Origin of the sequence: Aminobacter niigataensis (assembly GCF_014200015.1) — a bacterium.
In the GTDB taxonomy this organism is placed as follows: Bacteria; Pseudomonadota; Alphaproteobacteria; order Rhizobiales; family Rhizobiaceae; genus Aminobacter; species Aminobacter niigataensis.
This window is the reverse complement of sequence record NZ_JACHOT010000006.1, coordinates 97,148-109,864: the sequence shown is the minus strand read 5'-3', so window position 1 is coordinate 109,864 and position 12,717 is coordinate 97,148. Positions and strand designations below refer to the sequence as shown.

At 59.5% G+C, this 12,717-nt stretch carries 14 protein-coding genes; all 14 read left to right on the top strand.

All coding sequences use genetic code 11. The features are described 5' to 3' along the window. Positions 1-3: 3 nt before the first annotated feature. The 14 genes from GGQ99_RS19685 to GGQ99_RS19620 all read left to right on the top strand — a co-directional run bounded on the left by GGQ99_RS19685 (position 4) and on the right by GGQ99_RS19620 (position 12,677). Positions 4-1,017 carry an agmatinase gene (locus GGQ99_RS19685; RefSeq protein WP_183263846.1) on the top strand — a complete coding sequence of 338 codons (1,014 nt, stop codon included), beginning with the start codon at positions 4-6 and terminating at the stop codon, positions 1,015-1,017. 8 nt (positions 1,018-1,025) lie between these two features. Continuing rightward, a complete protein-coding gene (locus GGQ99_RS19680) occupies positions 1,026-2,477 on the top strand; it encodes an aspartate ammonia-lyase (RefSeq protein WP_183263845.1) in 1,452 nt (483 codons plus the stop codon). Next, positions 2,461-3,216, top strand: coding sequence for an amino acid ABC transporter ATP-binding protein (locus GGQ99_RS19675; RefSeq protein ID WP_183263844.1), 756 nt, complete (start codon positions 2,461-2,463; stop codon positions 3,214-3,216). The genes GGQ99_RS19680 and GGQ99_RS19675 overlap by 17 nt, the downstream gene beginning before the upstream one ends. Positions 3,217-3,225: 9 nt before the next feature. Next, positions 3,226-4,224, top strand: coding sequence for an asparaginase (locus GGQ99_RS19670; RefSeq protein WP_343061760.1), 999 nt, complete (start codon positions 3,226-3,228; stop codon positions 4,222-4,224). A 284-nt stretch (positions 4,225-4,508) separates the two neighbouring features. Next, on the top strand, positions 4,509-4,763 hold the full coding sequence (locus GGQ99_RS19665) for a hypothetical protein (protein WP_159091739.1): 255 nt from the start codon (positions 4,509-4,511) through the stop codon (positions 4,761-4,763). Positions 4,764-4,804: 41 nt separating this feature from the next. Then, complete coding sequence (locus GGQ99_RS19660) at positions 4,805-4,975, top strand: hypothetical protein (protein ID WP_183263843.1); 171 nt, start codon at positions 4,805-4,807, stop codon at positions 4,973-4,975. A gap of 502 nt (positions 4,976-5,477) precedes the next feature. Next, positions 5,478-6,413, top strand: coding sequence for a 2-hydroxyacid dehydrogenase (locus GGQ99_RS19655; RefSeq protein WP_183263842.1), 936 nt, complete (start codon positions 5,478-5,480; stop codon positions 6,411-6,413). A gap of 105 nt (positions 6,414-6,518) precedes the next feature. After that, positions 6,519-7,544 carry an ABC transporter substrate-binding protein gene (locus GGQ99_RS19650; RefSeq protein WP_108610111.1) on the top strand — a complete coding sequence of 342 codons (1,026 nt, stop codon included), beginning with the start codon at positions 6,519-6,521 and terminating at the stop codon, positions 7,542-7,544. Positions 7,545-7,588: 44 nt separating this feature from the next. Further along, positions 7,589-8,446: an ABC transporter permease gene (locus tag GGQ99_RS19645; protein WP_108610112.1), complete on the top strand. Its 858-nt coding sequence runs from the start codon at positions 7,589-7,591 to the stop codon at positions 8,444-8,446. Then, complete coding sequence (locus GGQ99_RS19640; protein ID WP_183263841.1) at positions 8,443-9,252, top strand: ABC transporter permease; 810 nt, start codon at positions 8,443-8,445, stop codon at positions 9,250-9,252. Before GGQ99_RS19645 ends, GGQ99_RS19640 begins: the two co-directional genes overlap by 4 nt. A 35-nt stretch (positions 9,253-9,287) precedes the next feature. Next, complete coding sequence (locus GGQ99_RS19635; protein ID WP_108610365.1) at positions 9,288-10,394, top strand: ABC transporter ATP-binding protein; 1,107 nt, start codon at positions 9,288-9,290, stop codon at positions 10,392-10,394. Between the two features lie 89 nt (positions 10,395-10,483). Beyond that, positions 10,484-11,047, top strand: a complete 564-nt coding sequence (locus tag GGQ99_RS19630) for a HutD/Ves family protein (protein WP_246389671.1) — start codon at positions 10,484-10,486, stop codon at positions 11,045-11,047. A gap of 87 nt (positions 11,048-11,134) precedes the next feature. After that, positions 11,135-12,109: a hypothetical protein gene (locus GGQ99_RS19625; RefSeq protein WP_183263839.1), complete on the top strand. Its 975-nt coding sequence runs from the start codon at positions 11,135-11,137 to the stop codon at positions 12,107-12,109. A 145-nt stretch (positions 12,110-12,254) separates the two neighbouring features. Then, positions 12,255-12,677, top strand: a complete 423-nt coding sequence (locus GGQ99_RS19620; protein WP_108610116.1) for a GlcG/HbpS family heme-binding protein — start codon at positions 12,255-12,257, stop codon at positions 12,675-12,677. Positions 12,678-12,717 lie beyond the last annotated feature (40 nt).

Below are 12,717 nucleotides of genomic sequence, written 5' to 3'. Positions count from 1 at the left end.
GAAATGACCGCACAGCTCACCTCCGCCCCCAAGCATGGCCACACGAGCATGCTCTATTCCAAGGTGCATACCGATCTCGACACGCTGGATGCTCACATCGCCTTCCTGGGCATTCCCTACGGTTCGGCCTACACGATCGACGAAGTGACCAACGACCAGACGCGGGCGCCGACCGCCGTGCGCCAGGCAACCGACCGCGCCGTCCGCAACCTCGACAGGTACGATTTCGACGTCGGGGGTCCGCTCTATGACGACCGCGCGATCAAGGCGGTGGATTGCGGCGACGTCGTCGGCGACCCCAAGGACCCCGGCGCTCACTACCGCAATGCGGAAGCTGCGGTTCGCAAGATCCTGGCCGCCGGCGCTCTGCCCCTGATCATCGGTGGCGACCACGGCATTCCGATTCCGGTCCTGCGTGCCTATGACGACCAGGGTCCGATCACGCTGATCCAGATCGACGCGCATCTCGATTGGCGCGACCAGATCAACGGCGTGCATGACGGCCTGTCGAGCCCGATCCGCCGTGCCTCCGAGATGGCGCATGTCAAAGACATCTTCCAGATCGGCATTCGCGCCCAGGGTACGGCGCGTCCGGAGGAATACGAGGCTGCCAAGGCCTACGGCTCCAACATCATCACCGCATATGAACTGCACGACGTCGGCATGGACGCCATCCTCGACCGCATCCCCGATGGTGGCCGCTATTACATCACCATCGACGCCGACGGCATCGATCCTTCGGTGATGCCGGCCGTCGCCGGTCCCGCGCTGGCCGGCGTGACCTACGCCCAGACCCGCAAGCTCCTTCACGGCCTGGTCAAGAAGGGTCGCGTCGTCGGCATGGACATCGTCGAGATCACGCCTTCCAAGGACGTCAACCAGCTCACCGCGATTTCGGCCGGGCGGTTCTTCGTCAACCTGATCGGCGCTGCGGTGCGGGCGGACTATTTCGGCACCAAGTCGGAGCTCGAAGCGAGCGCCGCAAAGGCCGGAAATCAGACTTACGCAGCGGCCTGAGATCCATCATGACCTGGCACGAAGACAATCGCTCGCGCACACGGCGCGAGCGCGATTCACTGGGCGAACGGGATGTTCCCATCGAGGCCTATTTCGGCATCCAGACGCTGCGGGCAGTCGAGAACTTCTCGCTTTCCGACATTGCGCTCAGCCATTTTCCGACGCTGGTCCGCGCTCTCGCCATGGTCAAGAAGGCAGCCGTCATTTCCAACCATGCTGCAGGGCAACTTCCCGAACCGAAATTCGGAGCCATCGTCAAGGCATGCGACGACGTCATCGATGGACTGCTGATGGAGCCGTTCGTCGTCGACGTCTTCCAGGGCGGGGCGGGCACGTCGAGCAACATGAATGCCAACGAGGTCATCGCCAATCGTGCCCTTGAGCATCTGGGGCGCCCGAAGGGCGAATACCAGACGGTTCATCCCAACGACGACGTGAACATGTCCCAGTCAACCAACGACGTCTATCCGACGGCGGTTCGGCTGGCGCTGCTGCTCTCACGTTCCGACTTGCAGACCGCACTTGCCAAGCTGATCTCGGCTTTCGAGGAAAAGGGGCGCGAGTTCTCGACCACGGTTAAGATTGGCCGCACGCAGCTGCAGGATGCGGTCCCGATCACACTGGGCCAGGAATTCGAAGCTTTCGCCGCAACGCTCAGGGAAGATACCGCGCGGCTGGAAGAGGTCGCCTCGTTTTTCCAGGAAGTGAATTTGGGCGGCACCGCCGTAGGAACCCGCATCAACGCGACGCACGCTTATGCCGAGCGTGCCATCGTCGAACTGTCGAGGATATCTGGCCTTGAGCTGAAAGCCGCCAGCAACCTTTTGGAGGCGAGCTGGGACACCGGCGCGTTTGTTACATTCTCCGGCATCCTCCGGCGGATCGCGGTCAAGCTTTCCAAGATCGCCAACGACCTTAGGCTGCTGTCCAGTGGACCGCGCAGTGGGCTGGGCGAAATCCGGTTGCCTCCGGTTCAGCCCGGATCATCGATCATGCCCGGCAAGGTCAATCCGGTCATTCCGGAATCCGTCAACCAGGTTTGCTATCAGGTGATTGGCAACGACCTGGCGGTCACCATGGCGGCGGAGGGTGGACAGCTGCAGCTCAACGCGTTCGAGCCGCTGATCGTCTACAATCTCCTGACGTCGATGCGGCTACTCGGCCGGGCCATGACCAACCTCGCCGAGCGTTGCGTGGCAGGCATCGAGGCCGATGTCGAACGTTGTCGCGCCGGCGCCGAAGGCAGCATCTCGCTGGCCACCGCACTCGTGCCTGTCGTCGGCTACACCAAGGCCGCAGATATCGCCAAGCAAGCGCTCGCATCGGGACGGACCGTCATGGAGGTCGCGGTGTCGCTGGGTTTGGATGAGCAGGCGCTGCAGGTCCTGCTCGACCCGTTGGAAATGGCAATTCCGCAGAGAACCCCAAGCAAGGAGCCGATCGATGCTCATGCCGGCTAAGACATCCGATGCTGCTGTCGTCATGCGTTCCGTCAGCAAATGGTATGGACAATTCCAGGTGCTCAAGGACATCGATTTCGATGTGGCCAAGGGCGAGCGCGTGGTCATCTGCGGGCCCTCTGGCTCCGGAAAATCGACATTGATCCGCTGCCTCAACCGCCTCGAGCAGTTTCAAAGCGGCCAGGTGACTGTCGACGGCATCGCCCTTACCGACGACACACGATCGGTGGACGAGGTGCGCCGGGAAGTCGGCATGGTGTTCCAGCACTTCAACCTGTTTCCGCATCTGACCATCCTGGAAAACTGCACCCTTGCGCCGATGTCGGTGCGGGGCATGAGCCGAAAGGCCGCCAACGAAACCGCCATGCGCTACCTGTCGCGCGTCAGGATTTCGGATCACGCGCATAAATACCCCTCGCAGATTTCCGGCGGGCAGCAGCAGCGCGCCGCGATTGCGCGATCGCTTTGCATGAACCCGAAGATCATGCTCTTCGATGAGCCGACGTCCGCGCTCGACCCGGAAATGGTGACGGAGGTGCTCGACACGATGGTGGGCTTGGCCGAAGAAGGCATGACCATGATCTGCGTCACCCACGAAATGGGTTTTGCGCGCCGCGTCGCCGATCGCGTCATCTTCATGGATCGTGGCCAGATCGTCGAAAGCGCGGAACCTTCGGCGTTCTTCGATACGCCGAAGCATGACCGGACGCGGCTCTTCCTCAGTCAGATCCTGCATTAGGCTCGCGGTGTGAACACGGATCGAATTGGTGCGAAAAAGGTCCTGGTCGTTTCGACGGGGGGCACCATCGCCTCGCGTTATGATCCGGTCGAGAAAGCTCTGATGAGCGTTGCGACCGGTGCAGAATTGCTGTCGACGCTCGGTTCGCTTGCGCCTGCCGTGGATATCGTCCTTGAGGAATTCAGCAATCTTGGCAGCAACCGCATCGACCTCGAAACTTCGTTCCGACTTGCCTGCCACATCGACGAGTTGCTCAAGGACGACACGATCTGCGGCTGTGTGGTCACCCACGGCACCGATACGCTCGAAGAGAGTGCCTTCCTGGCAAATCTCGTCATTTCATCGTCCAAGCCGGTCGTCTTCACCGGTGCTCAACGAGGAGCAGACCAGCCCGACGCGGATGGGCCGCGCAACCTTGCCGATGCCATTGCCGTTGCTGCGTCCGCCGATGCCGCCGATCTCGGCACGCTGGTTGTATTCGCCGGCAAGGTGCTGTCCGCCATAGACGCCACCAAGGTTCATACCTCGCGTCTGGCGGCATACGATTCAAGTGGCCTGGGGCCGCTGGGCGAGGTCGATCATGGCGCGGTCCTGATCACCAGTCGGCCTTCGGGGTATCCGGCCATCAAGGCACAACACATCGAGACGCGCGTCGACTTGATCACCCTTGCAATGGGGGCAGACGAGCGCCTGTATGAAGCTGCGGTAGCCTCTGGTTCCCGCGGCATCGTGCTCGAAACCTTCGGCCGCGGCAACGCGACGCCTGAGGTGGTTGCTGCAGTAACGCGGGCCACGCAAAAGGGCCTTGTCACCATCGTTACCTCGCGTTGTCCCCAAGGCCGGGTGCTTCCACTTTACGGCGACGGCGGCGGCCGGGACCTCGAGGAGGCGGGGGCGATTTTTGCCGGACGCCTCAAGGGCCCGAAGGCACGAATTCTGCTGTGCCTGGCACTTGCCAACATGCCTGAACAAGAGATCGCTGCCCTGTTCGCGCAATTTGGCAGGTAGCCTGACCTTAAACGGCGCAACGACCTTTGCGCATCCCGAAGCTATTCGGCGAGAGGCTCAACTGCTGACGGGCGCTTCTCGGTGTTTCGCGACAACCGGCAGGCACCCGGCTCGCAACTCAGCGAGATCTTCAATGATCAGTCGTCGCCCGTTGAACAATCTCGCAATCGGGACTGGATCAGAATTCTTGAGTTACTGGTTCGGAAAAGGTGTTTTGTAATTTTATTCAGGAGGTTCAGCCTCAACGTCAATCAGCCTCACCGAATGCGTTGGAGTCTCCAGAAATGGCAAAATCAGCTCTATACGAAGTGCTAGGCGTAAAAATGAATGCAACAGCTGATGAGATAGAGAATGCCTATGTCAAGAAAGTTGCAAATTTACCTAAGCATGGAATATCTGGTTTTATAGTTCGAGTGTTCGGAATGAGGTATCAATTTGATTATGCACATAGCGTAATAGGAAATGTGTCTAGGCGAAAATTATATGATGTCGAACCAGATAGATTTGATTCAGTTACGCCAAATTATCTCGGATTCTAAATTCTTACACTAGTGACCAGCACATAACTTGGAGGATGGCCATGATTTCCATGAAATCCGGTGATGACGAGATTTTGGCGTCCGCCGGCAAGCGTGCTTGCCAACAGGGCCCATCAAATCGCAACGCGATCCGGTTCGGGTGGGGTATGATTGAAGGTGTATTTCGACGCATCAGAGTCTTGTTTTCGGAAATCAAGGTTGGTTTGAAATAGTGCTGTGCTTAAATCAACAACGCTGGTGCGATGGCCATCGTTGATGATGAAGGGGCGTCGAACATCCACGCCAGTGCAACGGCGTAGGACGCCAGACCAAGTTTCGTGCACGCTTCCACAATGGCAAGCAGATCATATCTTGATTGGCTTGAACGAGTTCCGGCCCGAGGCTTTGCCGCAAGAATTAGCCCGATACGGGGGCATTTAGCCGTCCAAATTGCAGCGCATACATTCGAGCAACTGGCATTGCAGTTTTTCGCTGCAGTGAGCCTTCGATAGTGCGCTCAGGGCAAAATGCGAGCCGCTAGGCTGGCCTGCGATAGGATCGGAATATCCAATGCAAAGGAACGACTAAAAGTTCTTTTCAATGGTCCCCCGGCGTCACATCGTTAACCAGCGAACTTCCATATCTTGGTTCGAGGATCAGGTCTCGAGGGGCCTGGACAAAAGACCAATCGGCGGCGGTGGCAGGCCGCGATCAGTCTCGGCAGAAGGGTTTAGCATGAAGCGTGATGCTCTTGTCTTCTACAGTCCCGTGGATGATCCCGCGGCATGGCGGGATGCTCTCGCCAGCGAATTGCCGGATCTGGATTTTCGCGTTGACGAAGACGGTGGCGATCCTGCGGAAGTCAGTTACGCCTTGTGCTGGCTGCCTCCGAAAGGCTTCTTCCAGAGGTTCCGCAATCTCAAGCTTTTGACCAACCTTGGCGCTGGGGTGGACGCGCTGTTGAACCGCGACGACCTCGTGCCTGTTCCTATTACCCGCCTTTCGGATCCCGGGATGGTGTCGCTCATGACGAGCTATGTCATCTTTGCAGTGACCCGCTACGCCCGTGACATGCATATCTTCGAGCGCGCCAAGCGGCGAGGGGAGTGGCACTATGTCCACCCGCGCGCCCTGTCCGAAATCAAGGTCTGCGTCCTCGGTCTCGGCGAACTCGGTGCCCATGCGGCCAAATCGCTTGCCGATATGGGCTATGACGTTCGTGGATGGTCGCGTTCATTGAAGACCATTCCCGGGGTCGCATGTCACGCCGGACGTAGCTCGCTCGATGCCCTGCTCGGAGAATGCGAGATCTTTGTATCGATGCTTCCGGCGACAAACGACACGCATGCCCTCCTTGGCGCGCGTGAACTGGCGCTGATGCCGGCTGGCGCCAAGTTCATCAACGTTTCGCGTAGTGCTGTGGTCGATGAAGCAGCCCTGGTGGCGGCACTTAGATCGGGAGCCATCGGCGAAGCAACGCTTGACGTGTTCGGCGCCGAGCCGTTGCCACCGAGCCATCCATACTGGGCCTTGGACAACGTTTTCATAACGCCACATCTGGCCAGCATTACCGTGCCCGCTCTGGCGGTTCGCGATGTGGCCGAGAGCATAAGGCGCGTGCGCCGCGGTGAAGCGCCCCTTCATCAAGTCGATCCGCAAAGGGGCTACTAGGTTCAGGGAAATCCCTGAGGTTGGCGCTGTCTCGCATCGCTGGGGAACGCGATGCTTGGCAACGTTGGTGTCAATAAACAACAATGAAAAAGTGAGGAGCATGCAATGAAGAATTATTGGATTGGCATCGGCGCCATGGCGCTGGCATCGTTCGCGACGCAGTCGGGCGCACAGGAGAAGCTGATCGTCAGCACCTGGGGCGGAAACTGGAAGGACGGAACGGCCATTATCGCCAAGGAATTCACCAAGCGTACAGGGATGGAAGTCGAGTTCATCACCGGCGGCACGCTCGACCGTCTGGCCAAGGCCAAGGTCGCCAAGGGAAATCCCGAGTCCGACGTGACCTACACGACATCGCATGTGGGGGCCCTCTATCAATCGGATGGCCTTTTCGAAAAACTCGATATGAGCAAGGTTCCGAACGCCGCCGACCTCTACCCTGCCGGCGATCGCGGCGGCTACGAGATGGGCGTTTACTCCTACGTCTATTCGCCGGCCTTCCGCACCGATCTCATGCCTGAAGGCTTCAAGATCGATTCATGGAAAGTTCTGTGGGACGAATCCATGAAGAGCAGCCTGGGTCTCCCGGATTTCGATCCCAGCCATGTCGTCATCGCCGCTTCGGTCATGGAAGGCAAAAGCCCGGCGGATTGGGAAAGCATCACCGACAAGCTGACTGCGCTGAAGCCCAACATCAAGGCCTTCTATCAGTCGGATGCGACCAGCCAGGATCTCATCCGCACCGGTGAAACGCCTGTGCAGGTCCTGCTGTCGATCAATGGATACCATTTGATCGAGCAGGGCTTGCCGATCGAGATTGCCATCCCGAAGGAAGGTGCCGTGGTTGGCATCGGCGCCCTGGGCATCAACACGGGAACCAAGAAGCTCGATGCCGCGCACGAGTTCATCAACGTCGCGCTGGACCCCATCGTTCAGCAGGAGATCTGCGAATTCCACAAATGTTCGCCGATGAACCGCAAGGCCAAGATTTCGGAAGAGCTTGCGAAACTGCCAGGGATCTTCACGACCGACGAGCAGTGGAAGACCCAGGCGATCGTGCTTGACGATGCGACCTACGCCAAGCTTCTTCCGCAGTGGAAGATCTGGTTCACCGAAAACATGATGCAGTAACCAGTCGAGAGGATGGGCAGCGCCTTGTGCGCTGCCCAACGGCCATGACCAGACAGCGCCCCTTTTTCGTTCAGTTTCTCGTGCCAGCGGTACTCGTCGCGGTGATTTTCGCCGCAGCGATGTTCAATGTCCTGAAGTACAGCTTCCTCGAATTCGTTCCCGGATCGCTGAATGTCGGTGGCTTCACGCTGGAAAACTTCACCCGCATCAATCGGCCAATCTACTATTGGGTCTTGCTCGACACCTTCATCCTAAGCTTTGCGACGGCGTTCTTCGCACTGCTGCTGAGCTATCCGATTTCGTTTGCATTGGTACGCGCCGAGCGGAACTGGGTGCGCTCGGTACTTGTGGTCCTGGCGATCACGCCGCTGTTCACCGGCGAAATCGTGCGCACCTATTCCTGGATGCTGGTGCTCGGCTCGGACGGTGTCGTCAACACGGCGCTGAAGTCGCTGGGCATCATCGATCGGTCCGTGCCGATCATGTACACGCGGGTGGGCGTCGTCATCGCCCTAGTGCAATTTGCAATGCCGGTCATGATCATCCTGCTGGCGACCGCGATCAGCCAGATCAACCGCGACTGTGAAAAGGCGGCCGCCAATCTTGGCGCCACACCGAACACGGTTTTCTGGTGGGTGACCATTCCACTTACCCTGCCGGGCATTCTCTCCGGCTTCGTCGTGGTCTTCGCCTGGACGATGAGCGCCTTCTCGACACCTCAACTGATCGGCGGAGGCAAGGTGCTGATGATTTCAAATGTCGTCTATCTCCAGGGCTTCTCGTCATTCAACCTGCCCTTTGCGGCGGTGCTTAGCCTTGTCGCGCTGGTTGCCGCACTTGGAAGCCTGGCATTGATGAAACTCCTCACGGCCCGCCTCGAGCAGAACATGGCGACGTCATGAGCAAGGGTACGAACATGCGAAGCACTCTGTTCTGGACGGCCGTAGTGGCGATCCTGGTCTATATGACGCTGCCTGCCGTGGTCGTCGTCGCGACATCGTTCAACCCCACGGAAGTCATGGCGTTTCCGCCAAACGGCTTTTCGCTGCGCTGGTATGAAAAGGCGCTGACATATCCGGACTTTCAGGTGGCCTTCAAAAATAGCTTGATCGTCATGGGGGTGTCTTCGACACTCGCCATGCTGCTTGGATCAAGCTTCGCCTATCTGATCTTCCACTATAATTTCCGTGGTCGCGGTCTCCTTGAAGCCGCGCTGTGGTCGCCGCTGATCGTGCCGCATTTCACCACAGGATTTGGCTTCCTTCTGCTCGGCAGCCATCTCAACCTGACGCAGGGCTTTGCTGTCATTGTCATGGCCCATCTGTTGCTTGTGACACCATTCGTGACTCGCGCAGTTTTTGTCTCGCTGAGCAATGTCGACCCGAACTACGCCCGCGCGGCGGCCAATCTCGGCGCCACGCCCACCAGGGTGATGGTCAAGATCACGGTTCCCTTGATTTTGCCCGGTATGATAGGCGGCTGGCTCATCGCATCGATTCTGTCGCTGACCGAGTTCACGGCTTCGCTCTACGTCACCGCAAGCCGCACCCAAACGCTGCCGGTCGCGATGTACAATTACATCCGGGAATATGCGGACCCCACCATTTCGGCGATATCGGCGCTGCTGATCCTTTCGACGACAGCGATCATGATCATTGCCAATCATTTCCTCGGCCTCCGTCGAATCCTTGGAATCGACAACGGCTGAAGCGCTAGAGGTTTAGCACCATGATGCATCAAAAAATGACCGCCATCACAGCTCTCGAACACTCGGTCGAGATCAAGGCCGTAAGCAAGACGTTCGGCTCGTTCCACGCAGTCAACAACGTATCGCTGCCGATCCGTACCGGGGAATTCGTCACCCTGCTCGGGCCTAGCGGCTGCGGCAAGACCACGTTGCTCAACATGGTGGCGGGCTTCATCGACCCCAGCGCCGGAGCGATCCACATCGGTGGCGTCGACGTCACCGATGTTCCCGTTCATCTGCGCGACACCGGCATGGTTTTCCAGAGCTATGCGCTGTTTCCGCACATGAACGTCTTCGACAACGTGGCCTTCGGCCTGCGCCAGCGGAAGTTCTCCAAGAGCGAAGTTACGCACAAGGTCATGCAGACCATCGAGATGATGAAGCTGTCGGGCATGGAAGGCCGGCGCATCTCGCAACTGTCGGGAGGCCAGCAGCAGCGTGTCGCCCTGGCCCGCGCTATCGCCATCCAGCCCAAGGTTCTGCTGCTCGACGAACCCTTGTCGGCGCTCGACAAGAGCCTGCGTGCCCAGATGCAGGTCGAGTTGATCGAAATGCATCGTAATACCGGCCTGACAACGATCTTCGTGACACACGACCAGGGCGAGGCGCTGAGCCTTTCCGATCGCATCGTGGTGATGAACCGCGGTCAAATTCAGCAGGTGGCCGAGCCGATCGATCTCTACCGCAATCCGGCCAACGGTTTCGTTGCCTCCTTCATCGGTGAAATCAACGCCTTGCCGGCGGCAATCTATCAGGCATCCGACCGCGAGATCTCGCTGGCAATCGGAAATATCCGCATGACCGCGCCACGGCGTGCGGAATGGCAGTTCGGCCAGGGAGAGATGGTGCAGGCGTTCGTGCGGCCTGAGCACATCCGGATAGCGACGTCCGCCGACGCCGGCTGCAACGTCGTCACGGGTGAAGTGCTGACCCACATCTATCAGGGTTCGCACACGATCACGCGTCTGCGCGTTGACGGCCTCGGTCCGATCGAGATGCGGCTTCCTGGCGGCGACGTTGTCGGCAGGGTTCCCGTGGGAATGCCGACGCAGATCGCCTTCGATTTGTCGCAGGTCATTCTCCTCGCCGACAAGTCGAGCTGAAGCTGAACCTCGGGCGCCGGTGCAGAACGTATGACCGGCCGGCGCCGAGGCCCTGGCTGGCAGGAAGGGCAATCCTGATGTTGGAATTCTTGACCGAGCAGGACTATCGAACGACGCCCTGGAAAAATGGCCGGGGCGTCACCGAAGACGTTCTCCTGCTGCCGCAAGGTGCAACGCATGAGAACTTCGATATTCGCATCAGCCGGGCGCCGATCGTCGATGAATCACAGTTCTCTCCGTTTCCGGGCATCGACCGGACGATCACGCGCCTTGGCGAAAATCCCCTGGTCCTTCGCTTCGAGGACGGGGAGGAGGTCGCGCTAGGGCACCTGTCGCCCTATCGCTTCGACAGTGTATCGGCGCCATGTTCGCAGTTGCCAGGCGGTGCATCACAGGTCATGAACGTCATGACGCGCCGCGGACGCTGGTCTGCACGGGTCGCCGTGGTAGGCAATTCCGACGGAGGCAGCATGTCCGTTCCGCCAGGTGGGCTGCTTGTCGTGCATGCCGTGCGCGGCGAATGCATCGCATCCCCCGGCCGCATCGATGCCGGCGAAACGCTTATCGTGCGGGACGTTGCCCGGGTCGATATTGCTCCGGGCCGGGACAGCGTGTGCCTGGTTGCTGCTTTCGAACCGGAGACGCGTGCCTAGCCGTCGGCTGGTGGATCAGAATTGCTGATCCTGTTGCTTGCACTTTCATATTTTCCCGAGGCATGAAGTTGAGCTATTTTTTCGATCATGAACACGATGGTCGATACCCGAAATACACTCTTCTCGCCGTATCGCGGCCGCATTGGCGATCTTGCCCAGCGCCACCAATCCATTGCACCGCGAGATCTGCATCAGGGCATGGGCGTCCCCTTTGTTGGGCCATGCGGTAGACCGTTGCAGCTGGTGACTGACGCAGCGACGCTGCCGGCCGACTTGCAGGCAAGCGTCATGATGCTTGGAAGTTTCGATGGCTTCCATCGCGGCCACCAGGCGCTGATGGCGGCGGCCCAGGCGGCCGCGCTCGTCGGTAGCAGCCCGATCGGCGTCATGTCCGTCGAACCGCATCCGCGCCAGCTTTTTGCGCCGCAAGCCAAGGCGTTCCGTCTCGGCACGCCCGCCACCAAAGCGGAAACTTTCGGTCGGCTCGGCGTCGACTTCCTGTACAGCCCGCGTTTTGACCACGCCTTCGCCGGACAGGAGCCGGAGGATTTCATCGATGAAATCCTGGTCGACGGGTTCAAGGTCTCGCGGTTGGTTGTCGGCCACAATTTTCGTTTCGGCCGGCAGCGACGCGGCGACGTGGATCTTTTGCGACGCCTTGGACAACAGCGCGGGTTTGCGGTGACGGTGGTCGAGGACATTCACTGGGACGACGCCACCTGTTCGTCGACGCGCGTGCGCAATCTGCTCATGTCGGGTGACATCGAGGCAGCCAACTCATTGCTCGGCCATGCGTGGAGCGTCGAGCTGGGAGTAGAGCCGGCTGCGGTGTTGCGATCGGGAGAGAAGATCGTGGCTTGGCACGGCAGCGTGCTCAAACCCGCCTGCGGCGCATATGATGTTACGGTACGGCTGCCAAATGCATCTGGACCGCTGTCACACGGCTGCATCACCATCGATGCTTCGGGGGTGGCAACCCTGGCGCTGGAGTGTTGGCGTGCCATAGAGCCTGGACCGCAGGCCATATTGTTCGTCGATTTCATCCGTCGGCGCGCCGGTTAGTTCCGTCTCGCCGAAAGATCGCAAAATGTGATCCATAGGCACGAGCTATACTATTTTACAGATCCAAGACCTTGGGTGGATACCTAGCAAGGAATATGGCTTGCCAGCGAGATCGTCATGGCCGGCCTCATCCTTGGAGGTAGACATGACAACCAAGCCTGCATTGAAGCTGACGCACGCCGGGGCGCTCAAGGCCCTCGCCAGTGCAGTTGCCAAGGCCGAGTCGCTCAACGTTCCCCAAAACATCACGATCGTCGACGACGGCGGCAATTTGCTGGCGTTCGTGCGGATGGACGGGGCAAAACTCTTGTCGCGTGAAACCTCGATGTCCAAGGCGATCACCGCCGCCTCGCATCGCCAGCCGACGTCACGCCTCGATCCGAACTACGAAATCAAGCTCGCCATCGCGGGCGGCGGTCGCCTTACCAATCTAGAGGGCGGTTTGCCCATATTCATCGACGGGCACTGCGTTGGCGCGGTCGGTGTCGGTTCCGGGACAGGCGCCCAGGACGTCGAGGTGGCGCGTGCCGCACTCAGTGGCGTGGGCGCCGAAGACCAGAAGCCCTAGCCGCCGGCTCGCCCGATCGCCCCGATCGGCATTGGCGACT

Coding starts and splice junctions, on each gene's coding strand:
- GGQ99_RS19625 (WP_183263839.1), top strand. CDS start 11,135: ATGAACACGATGGTCGATACCCGAAATACACTCTTCTCGCCGTATCGC.
- GGQ99_RS19665 (WP_159091739.1), top strand. CDS start 4,509: ATGGCAAAATCAGCTCTATACGAAGTGCTAGGCGTAAAAATGAATGCA.
- GGQ99_RS19660 (WP_183263843.1), top strand. CDS start 4,805: ATGATTTCCATGAAATCCGGTGATGACGAGATTTTGGCGTCCGCCGGC.
- GGQ99_RS19650 (WP_108610111.1), top strand. CDS start 6,519: ATGAAGAATTATTGGATTGGCATCGGCGCCATGGCGCTGGCATCGTTC.
- GGQ99_RS19645 (WP_108610112.1), top strand. CDS start 7,589: ATGACCAGACAGCGCCCCTTTTTCGTTCAGTTTCTCGTGCCAGCGGTA.
- GGQ99_RS19680 (WP_183263845.1), top strand. CDS start 1,026: ATGACCTGGCACGAAGACAATCGCTCGCGCACACGGCGCGAGCGCGAT.
- GGQ99_RS19675 (WP_183263844.1), top strand. CDS start 2,461: ATGCTCATGCCGGCTAAGACATCCGATGCTGCTGTCGTCATGCGTTCC.
- GGQ99_RS19620 (WP_108610116.1), top strand. CDS start 12,255: ATGACAACCAAGCCTGCATTGAAGCTGACGCACGCCGGGGCGCTCAAG.
- GGQ99_RS19640 (WP_183263841.1), top strand. CDS start 8,443: ATGAGCAAGGGTACGAACATGCGAAGCACTCTGTTCTGGACGGCCGTA.
- GGQ99_RS19685 (WP_183263846.1), top strand. CDS start 4: ATGACCGCACAGCTCACCTCCGCCCCCAAGCATGGCCACACGAGCATG.
- GGQ99_RS19655 (WP_183263842.1), top strand. CDS start 5,478: ATGAAGCGTGATGCTCTTGTCTTCTACAGTCCCGTGGATGATCCCGCG.
- GGQ99_RS19635 (WP_108610365.1), top strand. CDS start 9,288: ATGACCGCCATCACAGCTCTCGAACACTCGGTCGAGATCAAGGCCGTA.